This is a genomic window from Anaeroglomus insulsum (assembly GCF_050689095.1).
GTDB classification, from domain to species: Bacteria; Planctomycetota; Phycisphaerae; order Sedimentisphaerales; family Anaerohalosphaeraceae; genus Anaeroglomus; species Anaeroglomus insulsum.
In genome coordinates this window covers 1-16,643 of sequence record NZ_JBOGCL010000002.1, presented here as the reverse complement: position 1 = coordinate 16,643, position 16,643 = coordinate 1, and the positions used below count along the sequence as shown (strand labels likewise).

Annotated in this window: 11 protein-coding genes; 8 read left to right on the top strand and 3 right to left on the bottom strand. The window is 52.6% G+C overall.

The window, feature by feature from the left end; translation table 11 throughout:
* The 8 genes from ACQ9LF_RS02195 (at nucleotide 1) to ACQ9LF_RS02160 (ending at nucleotide 10,826) form a co-directional block, all read left to right on the top strand.
* Complete coding sequence (locus ACQ9LF_RS02195; RefSeq protein ID WP_462487729.1) at nucleotides 1-624, top strand: hypothetical protein; 624 nt, start codon at nucleotides 1-3, stop codon at nucleotides 622-624.
* A 30-nt stretch (nucleotides 625-654) separates the two neighbouring features.
* Nucleotides 655-1,821, top strand: coding sequence for an MFS transporter (locus ACQ9LF_RS02190; protein ID WP_462487728.1), 1,167 nt, complete (start codon nucleotides 655-657; stop codon nucleotides 1,819-1,821).
* Nucleotides 1,822-1,843: 22 nt separating this feature from the next.
* Nucleotides 1,844-3,100: a Gfo/Idh/MocA family protein gene (locus tag ACQ9LF_RS02185; protein WP_462487727.1), complete on the top strand. Its 1,257-nt coding sequence runs from the start codon at nucleotides 1,844-1,846 to the stop codon at nucleotides 3,098-3,100.
* Between the two features lie 71 nt (nucleotides 3,101-3,171).
* On the top strand, nucleotides 3,172-3,957 hold the full coding sequence (locus ACQ9LF_RS02180; RefSeq protein ID WP_462487726.1) for a discoidin domain-containing protein: 786 nt from the start codon (nucleotides 3,172-3,174) through the stop codon (nucleotides 3,955-3,957).
* Between the two features lie 121 nt (nucleotides 3,958-4,078).
* The gene (locus ACQ9LF_RS02175) at nucleotides 4,079-6,571 is read left to right on the top strand and encodes a flippase activity-associated protein Agl23 (RefSeq protein ID WP_462487725.1); all 2,493 of its coding nucleotides are present in this window, start codon (nucleotides 4,079-4,081) and stop codon (nucleotides 6,569-6,571) included.
* 152 nt (nucleotides 6,572-6,723) lie between these two features.
* The gene (locus tag ACQ9LF_RS02170; RefSeq protein WP_462487724.1) at nucleotides 6,724-8,748 is read left to right on the top strand and encodes a sodium:solute symporter family transporter; all 2,025 of its coding nucleotides are present in this window, start codon (nucleotides 6,724-6,726) and stop codon (nucleotides 8,746-8,748) included.
* Nucleotides 8,749-8,761: 13 nt separating this feature from the next.
* Nucleotides 8,762-10,015 carry a galactokinase gene (locus ACQ9LF_RS02165; RefSeq protein WP_462487723.1) on the top strand — a complete coding sequence of 418 codons (1,254 nt, stop codon included), beginning with the start codon at nucleotides 8,762-8,764 and terminating at the stop codon, nucleotides 10,013-10,015.
* A gap of 187 nt (nucleotides 10,016-10,202) precedes the next feature.
* Complete coding sequence (locus ACQ9LF_RS02160) at nucleotides 10,203-10,826, top strand: FMN-dependent NADH-azoreductase (protein ID WP_462487722.1); 624 nt, start codon at nucleotides 10,203-10,205, stop codon at nucleotides 10,824-10,826.
* Between the two features lie 15 nt (nucleotides 10,827-10,841).
* On the opposite strand, the gene ACQ9LF_RS02155 is transcribed toward ACQ9LF_RS02160, so the two are convergent.
* The 3 genes from ACQ9LF_RS02155 to ACQ9LF_RS02145 form a co-directional block, all read right to left on the bottom strand.
* A complete protein-coding gene (locus ACQ9LF_RS02155) occupies nucleotides 10,842-11,789 on the bottom strand; it encodes a fumarylacetoacetate hydrolase family protein (protein WP_462487721.1) in 948 nt (315 codons plus the stop codon).
* 37 nt (nucleotides 11,790-11,826) lie between these two features.
* Nucleotides 11,827-12,147, bottom strand: a complete 321-nt coding sequence (locus ACQ9LF_RS02150) for a hypothetical protein (RefSeq protein ID WP_462487720.1) — start codon at nucleotides 12,145-12,147, stop codon at nucleotides 11,827-11,829.
* A gap of 535 nt (nucleotides 12,148-12,682) precedes the next feature.
* Complete coding sequence (locus ACQ9LF_RS02145) at nucleotides 12,683-16,522, bottom strand: glycoside hydrolase family 2 TIM barrel-domain containing protein (protein ID WP_462487719.1); 3,840 nt, start codon at nucleotides 16,520-16,522, stop codon at nucleotides 12,683-12,685.
* Between the last annotated feature and the right edge of the window lie 121 nt (nucleotides 16,523-16,643).

The window sequence follows — 16,643 nt, the reverse complement described above, 5'->3', positions numbered from 1 at the left end:
ATGTTTCAATGGATTTCCATTTTGGGACTCGGTGCTGTGATCGGGCTGGTTGTGCTTCATGCACTGATTTTCCCCTGCGGCAGCGGACCGCGATTCTCAGTGATGGGGCTTATCCGCCGTGGTGTGCATCTGTTGACGATGCTGTTTCTCGAACAGCAATTGACATGGATCGGACGTATCCGCAAACTCGTGTATCTGCTGGCCATGCTGGCGGTGCTGGTGCTGATTGTGACGGGCTTTGGTCCGGTGGTCTTCGGCTCGCGTATTGCCGGCTGGCTGCTGATGATTCACGCCACTTTCGCCGGCGTATTTGTGTTCTGCATGGCGTTTCTGGCGGTCACCTGGGCCAATGCCTTTGTCTGCAAGGCCGGGTCGCGTACTACGGAATGCGGCTGTCCCCTGGAAGCCTGCCTTCGCAGGGCCGGCTTCTGGATGATGCTGCTGCTGACGCTGCCCATCAGCCTGACGATGGTGCTGAGCATGTACCCGATCTTCGGTACCCATGGCCAGGAAATGCTGCTGTGGATTCATCGTTATTGCACGCTGTGCTTTGTCATGGTGGCAATTGTGCAGACGTATCTGGCGGTTCGTGCCAGAATATTAAAAGACTGCAAAACTGTATAACTATCGAACTTTATTATCAGGAGGCATGCCATGGATAAGGCGGTAGCATTGTTGAGTGTGTTTGGTCTTGGGATGTGTTTTTCATTGCTGGGCTCGATTGGCGTCAAGCTGATGCCTCGTCTAAAAATTGACCAGGGGCATTTTGGTTCCTTGATTTCAAGTTTTATGTTTAGCTGTTTGCTGGGCTCTCTGGTGATGGGTGTTACCGTGGATAAAATCGGTTACAAACCCGTAGCTGTGTTTGGATTTGTGGCCACGGCAGTATGTGTCTTTATCTTGGCCAATGCCAAAAATTATGCGACAGCAATTTTGCCCTGTCTGTTGCTTGGATTTGGTGCTATGGCCATGAATACCGTCGGTAACACGTTGATTCCGCAGATTCTTTTTGAAGGAAAAAATCCTGCTGCTGCCAGCAATTTGGGTAATGTTTTCTTTGGCCTTGGCTTGTTTCTGACTCCGCTTTTGGTCAGCCTGCTATTCCGTAAGACCAGTTATGAAATCGCGGTCGGTACACTGGGGATTCTCGTTTTGATTCCGACAGTTCTGGTTTTCGGCGCCGAATTCCCAAAAGGCAATGCCGGCTTTTCTCTGGCCAGTGCCGTGGCTTTGCTCAAGGAACCGGCGGCTCTTGTGGCTGCACTGACGTTATTATGCTATATCAGCCTTGAATCATCATTCTGCAACTGGCTTGCACCCTATGGCAAGGAAGTCATTGCCAAAGACTTCCCCTCCATGGCCTCTGATGCGGTGGATGCGACGGCTCAACAGATGCTGTCGTTGTTTGCGGTGGCCATGATGGCGGGTCGTTTGATTGCCAGCCAGATTGGGATGATCACGGCGTATGGCAGTTGGTTTATTTCAGGGGCTGCGGTCATCATGGCTCTTGTGATTTTTGCCATGATGAAAGGCGGAGCCATCTGGACCAGTGCCCTGGCAGTCTGTGCAGGTCTGGCGTTTGCCCCCTGTTTCCCGACGATCGTCGGCGTAACCTTCGCCAAGTTTGATCCGTCTATCTATGGCAGTCTGTTCGGCATTATTTTTGCCGTCGGGCTCGTCGGCGGCATGTTTGTACCCAAAGCCATTGGCAATATGGCCAAAGGCTCTTCGATTCAGCAGAGTATCAAACTGTTACTACCTGCTGTCATTATACTGATTGTTTTGGCTCTGGTGCTGGGCAAGATGAAAGGTACTGTTTAGTTTCCTGATGAAATCGGATAGATTGACACGACGTTTGTTTATCAAAGGCCTGGCCGGCACTTCGGCGGCAGGGCTTCTTTTCCCCGCAGTCATGCCGTCGATAGTGCGCGGCCAGGACGCTCCGTCCAACCGCATCACCCTCGGCTGCATCGGCACCGGCGGCATGGGCATTGCCAATCTCAAGGGCTTTTTGAATACCACGGGCTGCCAGATCGTCGCGGTCTGCGATGTGGATTCGCAGCATCTCAAGCAGGCCCTGAAGGAAGCCCGCCTTCCGGACTCCGCCGGCTATCACGATTTCCGTGATCTGCTGGCCCGGCCCGATATTGATGCGGTCGTGGTCTCTACCCCGGATCACTGGCATGTCCCGATTTCACTTGCGGCGGTCCGGGCGGGCAAAGATGTCTATTGCGAGAAACCGCTGACCCTGACGATAGCTGAAGGCCGGGAATTGTGCAATGCAGTCCGCCAATATGACCGTGTTTTCCAGGTCGGCTCACACCAGCGGTCCGATGTCAATTTCCGGTTTGCCTGCGAACTGGTACGCAACGGGCGAATTGGTAAAATACGAAGAGTCTTTGTCGATATCCCTGCCAATAATCGCCCCAATCCGCTGACGTGGAAGGAAGAACCTGTCCCCGCCCACTTTGATTACGATATGTGGCTCGGGCCGGCCCCGTGGGAACCCTATGTAGCCGAACGCTGCCATTACAATTTCCGTTTCCTCAGCGATTACTCCGGCGGACAGATGACCAATTGGGGTGCCCACCATCTGGATATTGCCCAGTGGGCTCTGGGCATGGATGAATCCGGCCCTATTCGAATCTCCGGCAAAGGCCAATTCCCCACCGACGGCCTGTTTGATACCGCCGACAATGTTCTGATAGAATATACCTACCCCGGTGATATTACCATGATTTGCAGGACCGGCGGCTCATCGGTCTTATTCGAAGGTGATAACGGCAAAATCTATGTCAGCCGGGAAGAATTAAAAACATGGCCGGACTCTCTGAAAGGGACCACAATCCTTCCCACAGAAACCCGGCTGTATCGCAGCATCAATCACAGAGCCAATTTCCTCGAATGCATCCGTACCCGTCGTCGGGCGATAGCCGATGTGGAAATCGGTCATCGCAGTGCGACGGTTTGCCACCTGGGCACCATTGCGATGCAGTTGGGACGTCCTCTGAGATGGAATCCTGCTCTGGAACAGTTTGTGGAGGATTCGGATGCCAATAAGCTTTTATCTCGCAGCCCGCGGGCAAAATGGGCAATATAACTTTTCCTTGTCAAATCATTCTGAAGCGGTACAATATAGTGTTTAACTATCACTAATCAGGAGAAAAAATAATGAGAAAATTGTATGGTTTAGTCTTTTTGGCACTTTTGCTTGCAGTCGTATCCTGCAAAAAACAACCCCCTGCACAACCCACTGCTTCCGGCCCGGAAGTCAACCAGCAGCAGACAACCCCGGCCCCGGAAGCAGACAAGCCCGCAGCGACTCAGCCTCAACCGACGCCTCAGGCCCAAGCTTCCGGTGAGCTGGTTGCGATTCCGCTGGTTCTGCCCAAGCCCCAGTTTGTTGGAACCCCCGAAAACCTGATGGGTATCGAAAATCTTGACAAAAAGCCGGATGGCTGGGTACAGCCTCCCTTCATGGCTCCCAAAGGTGTCGTCAATGTTGCCCTCAACAAGCCCGTTACCAGTTCCGAACCGGAACCGATTATGGGCGAGCTTAAAATGATTACCGATGGCGACAAGGAAGCCACCGATGGCAGTGTTGTGGAATTAGGGCCTTTCAGCCAGTGGGTGCAGGTCGATTTGGGCGAATCTTATGAAATCTACGCTGTCGCCATTTGGCATTTCCACAAACAACCCCGTGTCTATTTCGATATCATTGTCCAGGTCTCCGATGATCCGGAATTTGTAACCGGCGTCACAACCCTGTTCAACAGCGATACCGACAACAGCTCCGGCCTTGGTGTGGGTCAGGACAAAAATTATGTCGATGACCGCAACGGTCTTGTGGTGGATGCTAAGGGTATCAAAGGCCGTTATGTCCGCTGCTACAGCGCCGGCAACAATTCCAGCGACCTGAATCACTACATCGAAGTCGAAGTGTACGGCAAAAAGTAACAAACAACCAGAGACCGAAAGCTGCATCGGCCTTTCGGCACTGTGAAGGTCATTGAAGTGTGTTGTGGGGCGTCCAAAAGACGCCCCATTTCTCTAAAGGCAGGGCGGACGGCAGCAAATCATGTATCTCAATCCTAAGACAGGCTGGATATTCTCGTCGCTGCTGGTCTTGGCCGCAGCTGGGGTGTTGCATTTCGCAGCACTGGACCAGCGTCCCATGCATCCGGATGAAACCGTCAATGCATTCCGGTTTGCCGATTTTCTCCATCGCGGGTATTACGACTATGACCCCGGCGAATTTCACGGCCCGACGCTGCATTACTGGACCTATCCATTTGCGATTGCATTCGGCTGCCGCGACATCAAAACGCTCAACGAAGCTGCATTGCGGTATGCCACGGCCACACTGGGCATTCTGATTTGCGGTGTGCCGTTTCTGTTCTGGGGATACCTGAGCCGACGGGCCATTTTTTTCAGTGCGGCATTGCTGGCATTTTCTCCGGGCCTGGTTTATTACAGCCGCTATTACATTCACGAAATGCTCTTTGCCCTGTTTGCCGGCGCCTTTATCGCCTGTCTGTGGCGATATTTTGCCGAGGAAACACTGCTCTGGGCGATTTTAACCGGCTTTTTCGCAGGATTAATGCACGCCACCAAGGAAACCTGTGTCCTTGTCTATGCCGCCGCAGCGATCGCGATTGTCTTCTCGCACATCACCGACCAGCGGAAATTCATCCGCAACACCCAAAAGAGAATTCTCTGCAAGCTGGCCATGCTGATTATCGCGGTGGGGATATCTGCCTTGCTCTATTCGGGTTTTGGCCGCGATCTCAAGGGAGTAAAGGAATCATACTCGACATTCTTCATCAGCACTGCTCGTGCCCTGCATACCCCCGTTCATACCTATCCGTGGTATTATTATCTGGATTTGTTTACCTGGCTTGAATTTTTTGAAAAACAGCCGTGGAATGAAGATATTCTGGTTGTCCTGTCCGCCCTGGCCGTAGTGATGCTGTTTGGTGCCCGTAAAGTCAGCCTCCCGTGCTCAACGGAAATGCTGCGGTTTACCACCTGCATGACCCTGGCCCTTTATGTCATCTATTCCATCATCCCCTACAAAACCCCCTGGAACGGCGTCATTATCCTCTATGCGATGGCATTGCCGTCGGGCATCATGATCGCCTGGCTGTGGCAGCAAAGCTCCGCATGGCTCAGAGGGCTTCTGATTGTCATATGTCTGATTAATCCGGCGGTGCAAGCCTGGTGGCTGAATTTCAAAATCCCCGCCGACCCCGCCAATCCCTATGTCTATGCTCACACTGGCCCTGAAATGCTCCAGATGAATACCCGCATCCAGAGTATGATTCAGGCCATCGGCGACAAGCCGGATTTCGGCATCTATGTCATCGATGATACGGGCTATTATTGGCCCTGGCCCTGGTATCTCAGGCAGACCGACAAAGTCGGCTACTGGACCGAAATCGACCGGTCCATGCTCTCGGCGACAATCATCCTGGCTCCATTGCGAATGGAAGAACGGATTCTCAGTGCCCTTTATGAATGGCCGCCGCCGGGACAAAAATCGCTCTACATGCCCGTTTTTGATAAACCGCTGCCGCTGCGTCCCGGCGTCCTCTGGCAGGGCTATATCCGCAAGACGGATTATGATAAATGGCAGCAGCACCTTGCCGGTGCAGGCAAAACCCCTGTTACGGAGCCTTCGACAATGAATCAAGACCTATCGATCCTATCTGATAAGCCCATCCGTTTCAGTGAGCAGGCCATGGCGACGGTGTTTGAAATCTATATCAGTTCCTCTGATGCCAAAAATGCCGCCGCTGCGGCACGGGCTGCATTTGCCGAATTGGCCGGCCTCGAAGCCGAATTGAGCCGCTATATTCCCAACAGTGACATATCCCGAATCAATAACCTCCAGCCCGGCCAGGAAACCGTCGTCAGCCCCGACACCATGGACTGCCTTCTGGCTGCCCAAAAACTGTACCGGCTCACCGGCGGGGCATTCGACCCCACCCTCGGCAGGCTCGCCGAAGAGTACAAACAAACGCCCTCACAAGCCCATGCATCTGCCCATCATCTGGGAATGGACAACCTCGAACTGAATCCCGAAATTCTCACCGTGAAGGTGGTTCATGGCAATGCGGATTTGGATTTAGGGGGGATAGGTAAAGGATTTGCTTTGGATAAAATAGCTAAAATTCTTCGCCAATGGGGTATTACCCGGGCAATGCTCAATGCCGGGGCAAGCACCATTTTGGCTCTGGATCCGCCGGCCAACCAGCCCGGCTGGCCAGTTGTTATTAGCCATCCACAGAATCCCGACCAGATTATTGAAAAGCCTGTTCTTGCCAATCAGGTCCTCAGTGCCTCCAGTATAGTTCGTACATCGCACATTATTAATCCAGCCACCGGCAAACCGGTTACCGACCGACTGGCCTGCTGGGTCTTTGCCGCCGATGGGACCTCCGGCGACGCTCTCTCAACGGCAGTCATGATTATGCCCGAAGACAAAATCAGACTGCTGCTGCATGAAAAAAAAGCATCCAAAGTGATTCTCTGCACCCCCGATGCTCAAATTGCTGTTTTAAGCGAATAAGCAGGCCAAAGTGGAATTCTCCTGTCTTCTATAAAAATGATCACCATCCAGGATTCCTGCTTGATATCTGGATAAAAATTGGCATAATACGGGCTGGATTTTTGGTATATCAGAGTGGATATCAGGTTCATTTTAAATTAAAGGAGAAAGACATGTTTCTCGATTTTCTGGTATTTGGTGTTTTCGTGGCCTGCGTTATTGGCATTGGAATGTACAAAAGTCGCCATGAATCCACCGGCGAAGATTATTTCCTGGCTGGACGCGGTTTAAGCTGGTGGCTGATTGGATTTTCATTGATCGCGGCCAATATTTCCACCGAGCAGTTTGTGGGTATGTCCGGCAACGCAGCCAGCCATGTGGGCCTGGCCATTGCAAGCTATGAATGGATGGCGGCGATCACGCTGATTGTGGTTGCTTTTGCGTTTCTCCCGTATTTTCTCAAAACGGGTATCTATACCATGCCGGAATTCCTCGAACATCGGTATAATACGGCAACACGGACCATCATGGCCGTGGCGACGATGTTTATTTATATGCTGCTTTTGGGTGCCGTAACCTATTCGGGCGCATTAACCATTCGCAGCCTTGCCGGCCAGTTGTGGGGATTGAATATCAGTCTGGCTGCGGCGTCCCTGATTATTGGTTTGATTGCCATGATTTATGTTGTCACCGGCGGCTTGAAAGCCTGTGCCTGGGCCGACCTGATTCAGGGCAGCGCTCTGATTGTCGGCGGGGCCCTGATTATGTTCTTCGCGTTCGACAAACTGGGCAGCGTGTCGGAAGCCTGGAAAATCGCTGACGTTAAAACCGGAGCCATTGCTCTTGTGCAGATGAATCAGGGCCAGGGGGCGATGGAACGGTTTATGGATTTGAACCGTGTCCGCCTGAATATGTTCCTGCCTTCTACAGACCCGGTTCTGCCCTGGACGGCGTTGCTGCTGGGACTGTGGATTCCTAATTTTTATTACTGGGGTCTGAATCAGTATATTACCCAGCGAACCCTCGGTTCCGCCTCGCTGGCACAGGGTCAAAAGGGGATCGTGTTTGCCGCATTTATGAAGCTGCTGATTCCGTTTGTGATTGTCATTCCGGGTATTATTGCATTCAACCTGTTTGCCAAAAACATGCAATTCGAGGCCGTCTATGATAACGCCCCGGTGATTTCCAAATACTACAAGGCCAACCCTCAGACACAGATTGTCGAAGTGGTGGACTCTCCGTCCGAAGAAGCCATCGCAGCATGGCCGCAGGGACGATTTATGGTGGCGTTGTTCGACAATGAGCAGACCATCAAGGCCCTCAAGACCAAAAATATGTTTGTTCTTCCTATTGTCAAGTCGGTCTATGAATCACTCAAACCGGCGGAATTTACGATTTTTGCCTCCGATGACCAGTCATGGAATTTTGTCTTTTCCGCGCTGGATGCGGAACTGACAGTGTTTAATGAAAAAACCAAAGCTGCCGCAGCCGCTGCGGCCAAACCCGTGGTTACCGAAAAGTTTATTGCTCATAAATATGACACCGCTTTGGCTCAGCTGCTGGGCAATGTCCTGCCGCAGGGCACAGGCGTGGTTGGATTTGTTCTGGCGGCCTTACTGGGTGCCGTTGTCAGCTCGCTGGCTGCAATGCTCAATGCTGCATCGACCATTTTCAGCATGGATATTTATAAGAAATTTATGAACCCCCAAACCACGCAGAATCAAATCGTTTCGGTGGGGCGTATTTCAGTGGTGGTCTTTGCAGGAATTGCGGTTCTCCTGGCTCCCCAGTTGGGCAATCCCAAAATCAGCCACAGTATCTTCACCATCATCCAGGAAGGCCAGGGCTTCATCTCGCCCGGTATTCTGGCAGTCTTTGCCTTTGGGTTACTGGTGCGCAAAGCACCTGGTATGGCCGGTGTCCTGGGGCTGGTAACCAATATTGTATCTTATGGCGTTCTTAAAGCGGCTGTACCGCAGGTCCAGTTCCTCAATCGCATGGCCATCTGCTTTGGGTTGTGCCTGTTGGTGATGGCATTGATTACGGCCGTTCGCCCGCTGGCTCAGCCGATGGAATTCAAGCAGAATACCACCATTAATCTGGAAGGTTCCCGCGGAGCCTTGTGGGTTGGAATGGTGGTTGTCGTGGTCACGTTGATTTTATATGTTATTTTTAGTCCCCTTGTAATTGCTAAATAAAGGAGGCCTTTCCGTGAAAGCAGTGTCCCTGGTAACCAATGATAAACAGGCATTTGCGGCACTCAAGGCGATTGCTGCAAAGAAAAAAATCAATATCAAGGGCGCCAAAGTCCGCCGCACCTCCTCGCGGTTCTGCCTTGGCGTCGAACACGGTGACTATAACGGCACCGAATTGTTTGGTGTCGGTACCGACCGTTTCATCTGGATGGCCTACAAGCCCAATGGCACCAATAAGATGCGGCTGTACAGCGAGAACTTCCCCGGCGACGGCATCATCCAGTTCGAACTGGGCAAGGTCCCCGCTCCCCGGTCCCCGAAAGTGGCTGACACCTGGGCACGGTTTCCCTATGGCGTGGATTATATCCTGCAAAAAGCCGGCTATAAGCTGACCCAGGGTATCGATGCGGTCCTGCTGGGCAACATCCCCGGCGGCGGCATGAGCCGTTCGGCCTCACTGGCCCTCAATCTGATTCTGTCGGTCCTCGATGCCAACGGCATCGTCGAAAAAGATCAGATGAAGATTGTCGATCTGGCCCAGGCGGTCGAAAATGAATACATCGGCTCTCCCTGCGGCAAGCTCGATCAGATTATGATTCTGTTTGCCAAGCAGGGCATGGGTACCCACTACAAGCCCGCCACCCGCTCCATCAGTTATGTTCCGCTGGGCAAGAAAGCCAAAGATTTCCGCATTGTCGTGATGGATACCGGCACCGTTCGTCCGGGCCTGGAAAAATCGACCTACAAAGTCCGTCGTGCCGAATGTGAAGAACTGGTCAAGAAGGCCAAAAAGGCCGGCTTCAAAATCAACTGTCTGGCCGACATCAAAACCGATGCTCTGTATAACAAAATCAAGGCCGCCTTCGAGAAGAAGGCTCCGCACCTGGTAGATCGGATGACCTATATCTACAAAGCCCAGAAACGCTTCTACAAGATGATGGACGCCTGGAAGAAGGGTGACATTGTCACGGTTGGCAAAATCTTCCGTGAAGATGGTATCGGCCTGCGCGATGAATACAAGATTTCCGGCCCCGAACTGGAAACCATGTGCGATATCGTCCGCACCGTCCCTCAGACCATTGGCGAGCGGATGCTCGGCGGCGGCGATAAAGGGGCCGCTGGGGCCATCGTTCTGGCCTCTGGTGCCGATGCCGTCAAAAAAGCAGTGGATACTGCTTATCCGAAAAGCCGCCCCGATTTTGCCGATAAGTATGCCGTCCATACCTGCAAAGTCGTCGATGGCGTCAAGGTCTTCGAAAAAGTCTTTTAATCTTTTTTTTCGTTGCGATATAACGATACCTGTTGGGTATAATAAGGCTCGTCTGCAAAGGCGGGCCTTTTTTATGGAGCTTCATTGCCCGGCTTATCGTAGGCTGTAAATTCCACATTATTGTTGCGAACTTTATCCGTGCAGGACAAATAGAAGATAAAAAGTGTCGAATGGAAAGGATTCGCCAATGGCAAAGTTGCTCTATATCCAGTGTTCACCGCGTGGGCCCAGGTCCAAGTCGATTCAAGTGGCTGATGCGTTTGTCGAGGCTTACAAGACCCGTAATCCAAAGGATACCGTGGAGGTCCTGAATCTATTTGAGGCCCCGCTGCCTGCCTTTGATGGCCCGGTTGTGCAGGGCAAGTACAATATCATGCACGGCAAACCGCATACCGCCCAGGAGAAAAAGGCCTGGGACGAGGTGCTTGGTGTCATCGACCATTTTAAATCCGCCGATAAATATGTCTTCGCCGTTCCCATGTGGAACTTCGGCATCCCCTATCGGCTCAAGCAGTATATCGATATCATTGTTCAGCCGACCTTGACCTTTGCCGTGTCGCAAACAGGCTATGAAGGTCTTGTCAAAGGCAAGCCCGCATTGGTTGTCCTGGCCCGGGGCGGTGCCTACTCCGGCCCGGCCGAAGGGTATGACCAGCAGAAACGCTATCTCGACCAGGTTCTGAACTTCATCGGCTTTACCCGAATCGAACACATTCTGGTTGAACCGACCCTGCACGGCACCCCCGAAGCCATTGAGGCTTTGGTGGAGGAACGCAAACTCGAAGCCCGGCAGATGGTCGATTCATTCTAAAGACTTTGTTGCCGCTCAAAACATTCCGGTATTCAGCGGTTCATAGAAGGCCTGTGGTTTGGGGCCAAGGGTATTAGTCAGAGTTCCGATTTTTTCGATGGTGCATGCGATGGTGTCGCCGGCTTGCAGATAATTACCAGTAGCGTGACCGACGCCGTGCGGGGTGCCGGTGCAGATGATATCGCCCGGCGACAGCGTCATGATGTGGCTCAGAAAGGCCACGATTTCATAGACATTGTAGGTCATTCGCCCCGTATTGGATTGCTGACGAATCTGACCGTTGACTTTTAATTCTATCCCCAGATTTCTCGGATCGCCGATTTCGTCCGCCGAGACCACCCACGGCCCCAGCGGCAAAAATCCATCGGCCCACTTGCCCGCCAGCCAGTCATAAAATTCATCCCGCGGGCGATTGGTCCGTCCGGCTTTATAGGTTACCGACCGTGCGGAAATGTCGTTGGCAATCGTGTAGCCGAAGATGAATTCGGCGGCCTGTTTGGCAGAGATGTCTTTGCAGGTCTTGCCAATTACCACCGCCAGCTCGACTTCATAATCCAGTTGGCTGCTGTAGCAGGGCCAGGGGATGGTTGCATTCGGGGCCAGCAGGGCAGAGCCGGGCATCAGGAATGGCCAGGGCGTGGTGGTGTGCCTCGGGGTGTCGGTTATGTCCGCAGGCTTGGCATACTCGGCCAGGTGCTGAGGGTAGTTGCACGCCAGCGCCAGCAGCTTGCCGGGCTGGGTGATGGGGCTGGCTAAAACCACTGTATCAGGGTCCAGAATAGTTCCTTTTTGGGGATCAAGCGTTTTCAATTGCGTCATCGCCTGCGGACCTTGTTGGAGTATCTCGAGTACAGAGGTCCATTTATGGGTGTTGCCCGGGTGAGATGGAATATCCATAATTCCCCGTTCGGTGACGATACCGCAGGAGGGCTGATTCTGATAACGATAGCTGGCCAGTTTCATATTCATTCCTTGTCCAAAAGATTCAAATTAGGTGTTGTTATTGTAAAGTAGCACCCGGTTTCCGGCAACCGGCTTTTTGAGAATTGGGTTCGTTTGGCCGGACACGGTCCGGATTTATGCCGCCCGAACGCACGGTGTGACGTAATCCGACATAGCCGCAGACGGGAAAATTGGGTTCGTTTGGTAAAAAAGGAAAAAGGTAAAGGGCAAAGGGAAAAAATGCTGATTCCGCCGGGGGCGGGGTTAATGTTAAGTGTTTCATGGTAAATGTTAAATGGAATGGGTGATTGGCCAGCGATGGTCGATTGGGCCGGATGGGTTTGTTTTGTTTATTCGGTTGTCTTTGCGTGTTATTCATTTTTATGTGCCTCCGTAGTAGGGGCGGGTTTGCAATTTTTGTTCGAAAAATCGAAATAACCCAGTGCGTGAGTTTTTATAAGTGCAGGCCGGGCAAGGAGAAAAATTTTTTTATTTTTTTTACGAATAGCAAGATAGTGGTAGCGTAATTTGTGCTATGTGGACAACAAGAATACAGAATACAAGGATACAGGGATACAAGAAAACGAGTGTACAGGAATACAGGAGGGGAAAAATCCTAAATACTAAACACTAAATCCTAAATAAATCCGAAATACAAAACAAAATAGAACCACAGATTTCAGAGATTACACGAATGAGGGATATAAAGAGGAAATTCTAAATTTGAAACAGATTGGGACAGAAAGTTCGTAGTTCATCGTTCGTTGAGGATCTGAAATTTGAGATCTGCTTCACACATCTCATTTTGACGTGAGGGCGGCCATTGCCGCGTCTGGGGCTGACAATTTCTTCCAGGATCAAAAAAAGCCCCGGCCATTGGGGATGGTCGGGGCTTAGATGACTGAGGAGTTGTGCTACTGTTTTGTTTCGATGTTGATTTCCGCGATGCTGGCAAAGGCCTGGTTGCTGACTTCGCTGAGGGCGACAATTTTCAGGTAGCGGGCATTGACCGGGGTGTCCAGTTTCAGCGTCTGCGGTCTTCTGGCATTCGGAGGGAATTGGCCTTTAAAGGCCGGCTGACCCCAGTTTTCCGGGTCATTGCTCAGATAAATCTCATACTCTTTGAGCCGACCATTGCTCATATCCTGACGAGGGGTGTAAATCACGGCGGTAATATCCTGCGGCTTTTTGAAGTCGATGATCAGGAAATGCGGATGGCTCGGGGCACCGCCGCTGTAACGGCTGTGCCAGAAAGTGTCCGGCTCGCCGTCGATGGCGTGAATTGGTTCGCCCTCATCCGGCTCAAAACTGCTGGCCTTGATATTCCACTTGGCTGCGGGAGATTCAGGGAAAACCAACATACCCTGATAGGGGACCTGCCCCGGCACGGCGGCACGAACCTGTACGGTTCCACTACTCAGCTCAAACGGTGCGGTATAGGTTTGCCACCCGGCACCATTGATAGCGTACTCGATTTTAGCCCCGGCGGCTGCACAGGACAGCGTAACCAGGCCGGCCATATCCCGTGCACCCAGGACGGGCTTAATCCGGTCCTGCGGTATGGGCAGCCGACCGGCGGACGACAGATTTTTCTGGCCGGCCGGCAGCAGACGCAGCACATAGGAGAATGTTGCCGGGTCGGACCAGACAATATACTGGTCCAGCGGTCGCGGGCCGCAGCCGTTGGACCCGACACCCAGTGTCCGTGCGGCCAGGGTCAGGACCGTGCTGGTGCTGGCCGGCAGATCCACAGTGTATTCAATCGGGGTCATTACTTCATCGGTATAAGGCAGGGCAGAAACCTGCATATTGTCGCCATCGGCCTGGGCCAGCAGTGTCGGCATACGCTTGCCGCCAACGGCTGCCCAGCGGACGTCTTCATGATTGCCGCATTCCATCGGTTTGGCATACGGGGTCATCTGGTCTTTGACGCTGCTGCTGTAAAGTCCGATGTCGAAACCGCGTTTGCGGTCGCTGTAGTTTTCCATCGGGCCGCGGCCCAGATAACTGAACTGATCCAGCTTCGGATTCAGCAGCATCCGGACACCCAAACGGGCCAGCGGAATGCGGCGTCCCATCGGGGCAATCGCGTTATCGACAAGGATGGAGCCGTCGCCGTAAATCGTATAGATGGCCGAATGAGTGGCACTAAATCCCCTTTTACCGGTTGCCTGGATAACCGTTTCGATACGCACGATGGAAGGCTGGAGCTGGTTTAAAGAGGTGCTCAGTACCGTGCGTTTCAGATCATCCAGTCCGTAATCCTGCCAGGACCGGTAGGCCCACATATCATCGTTGCGATGCGGAGCTCGCCACAAATGCATTTTGGGGCCGCCCCCGTCGGCCAGCAGGTTGACCTTGTCCCGCACCAGCTGAGTGATCGTTCCTTCGGTCCTGTCGAATACGACGGAAAAGTTCTTGCCGGATACAATGATTTGAGATTCTTTTTCGCTGCATGTAAGCGAATCCAATTTTGCAGTATCCACGGTGACGGTCTGGGCTTTGACAGGCACCTGAAATTGTGCAGCGGCGACTTCAAAGCCTGCTTTGGCCCAGAGTGTTTTCTTGGCCAGGACAAACCAGACCCGCAGGAAATACTCGGCACCGGATTTGGGATTGATTGTCTTGAATGGGATGGTCAGGATTTGTTCGTCCCCGGGGCCGATGGTTAAGGGGTTCAACTTGCCGCTGTCGATTTCTTGGCCGTCTTCGGTCAGCGACCAGTAGCCTTTGAATCCTGACAAGTCGAGGAAAGCATATTTATTGCGGATTTTGATTTTGCCGGCGGCCAGGTCCTCGGCCTCGATGCCGATCCACTGATAGGCCCGTTTCATCTCAGGATAGTGCGGCTTGGGGGAACGGTCGGAGAAGATGACCCCCTTATGAATGAAATAATGGTCATTGGGTACTTCGCCGAAACCGCCGCCATAGGCCATGAATTGGCGCTTGGGGTCACGATTATTCCAGAGGCCCTGATCCTGCCATTCCCAGATGGCGCCGCCCAGCAGCGTCGGGTACTTGTCAAACAGGTCGTTGTATTCGCCGATCGAGCCCATGGAATTAAACATGGCGTGGGCATATTCACACAGATAAAACGGCTTGGTGAGTGTTGTTGAATTGGCGATTTGTTCTACACCGCCGACTCCGGTGTACATCTGGCTGTCAATGTCGGCGGGATTGTCATTGCCGATGCCAAATCGCTCATAATGGGTCGGGCGGTCCGGATCGATGGCCTTGATGGCACGCAGGGCCGCAAGAAAATTCTGGCCGGCGCCGGCTTCATTGCCCAGCGACCAGATTATTACGGAAGGATGATTCTTGAAATTCTCAACATTGGCGACATTTCTGTCCACATGGGCAGCCTCCCACGCCTTGGGATGCGACAGGGATTCTCGTCCATAGCCGTAGCCGTGCGATTCGACATTGGCTTCCGCCACAAGATAAATCCCATATTCATCACACAGCTCATACCAGCGAGGGTCGTCCGAATAATGGCAGGTGCGAACGTGGTTGCAGTTGCCCTGTTTGAGGATTTCCAGGTCACGGATCATTTTTTCTTCGGTAACATAATGACCGGAATCGGGCCAATGCTCATGGCGGTTAGCTCCCTTGAGCTTGATCGGCACCCCATTGACTAAAAAGAGTCGGCCTTTGATTTCAATTTCGCGGAAACCGGTCCGGGCCGACAGAATTTCCTCCTCTTTGCCGTTGGCCAGCGTCAGGACGGTCGTATAAAGCGTGGGGGTTTCAGCGGTCCATTTGGCGGGGGCCATGACCGGCATTGTGAGAGTGACGGTGTTTTCCTGTCCAGGCTCGATTGCCGGCACAGCGATTTGTACTTTTTCGGCCGCGGTCTTGCCTTCACTATTAAACAAGGTTGCGGTCAGGGTGCAGGCCTGGGAAGCCTTGTCGCCATAATTTTTCACCTTGGCGGTAACGTGGAGAGTGGCGTTTTGGTATTGCTCGTCAAGGTCTGTCTTGATGAAAAAGTCGCGGATGTGGACCTGCGGCGTGCTCCAGAGCGTGACATTGCGATAAATGCCGCTCAGTCGCCACATGTCCTGGTCTTCAAGGTAACTGCCTGATGAAAACCGATAGACTTCCACGGCAACCATATTCTTGCCTGGTTTAACATACTTTGTGATGTCAAAATCTGCGGCGTTGCGGCTATTGACGCTGTAGCCGACTTTCTGGCCGTTGACCCACACAAAAAACGCCGAATCTACCCCGTCAAAGGTCATAAAGATGCGGCGGTCCTGCCAGGCTTTGGGCACCTCGAATTCCCGCCGGTAGCTGCCGACCGGGTTGCGTTCAGTGTAGGCAGTGTAATTTTTCGGCGGCTCGCTCATCACACGCGGCCAGTCTTTCTGGAAGATATAGCCGGCATTGCGATAGTAGGGCGTGCCGTAACCAAGTACCTGCCAGTTGGAAGGAACGGGGATTTCCTTCCAGCCGCTGACGTCAAAGTCGGTCTTGTAGAAATCCACCGGCCGCTGGTCAGGGGTGGGAACCCAGTGGAATTTCCACTGACCGTTGAGGCTCCGGCAGAAGGACGAATCGTGGCGTTTGGCGGCAAGTGCCTCCTTGAGATTGGCATAGGGCATCAGGGTCGCGTGGGCGGGTTCCTTATTAATACCCAGACATTCCGGGTTTTCGATTTCCGGCGGCAGGGGTGCAGCGGCCGGACAAATTACTGACAGCACAAGACTTAGACAAAGTCCAGTGAGAATACGAATGCGTGTGTTCTTGTCCATGTTCGATTCCTTTTTCCTGTTTTGACGTTCACAAAAACGGTTTTCTGTTGCGGTTTGGTCGCAAGAAAGATTCCATTCAGTACTATATACCGATTTTCTTCGTATTGTGTCCATAATTCCG

Bases quoted from the DNA above. Each gene is read 5' to 3' on its own strand.
- ACQ9LF_RS02145 (WP_462487719.1), bottom strand. From the start codon at position 16,522: ATGGACAAGAACACACGCATTCGTATTCTCACTGGACTTTGTCTAAGT.
- ACQ9LF_RS02155 (WP_462487721.1), bottom strand. From the start codon at position 11,789: ATGAAACTGGCCAGCTATCGTTATCAGAATCAGCCCTCCTGCGGTATC.
- ACQ9LF_RS02170 (WP_462487724.1), top strand. From the start codon at position 6,724: ATGTTTCTCGATTTTCTGGTATTTGGTGTTTTCGTGGCCTGCGTTATT.
- ACQ9LF_RS02190 (WP_462487728.1), top strand. From the start codon at position 655: ATGGATAAGGCGGTAGCATTGTTGAGTGTGTTTGGTCTTGGGATGTGT.
- ACQ9LF_RS02195 (WP_462487729.1), top strand. From the start codon at position 1: ATGTTTCAATGGATTTCCATTTTGGGACTCGGTGCTGTGATCGGGCTG.
- ACQ9LF_RS02160 (WP_462487722.1), top strand. From the start codon at position 10,203: ATGGCAAAGTTGCTCTATATCCAGTGTTCACCGCGTGGGCCCAGGTCC.
- ACQ9LF_RS02150 (WP_462487720.1), bottom strand. From the start codon at position 12,147: ATGAATAACACGCAAAGACAACCGAATAAACAAAACAAACCCATCCGG.
- ACQ9LF_RS02175 (WP_462487725.1), top strand. From the start codon at position 4,079: ATGTATCTCAATCCTAAGACAGGCTGGATATTCTCGTCGCTGCTGGTC.
- ACQ9LF_RS02180 (WP_462487726.1), top strand. From the start codon at position 3,172: ATGAGAAAATTGTATGGTTTAGTCTTTTTGGCACTTTTGCTTGCAGTC.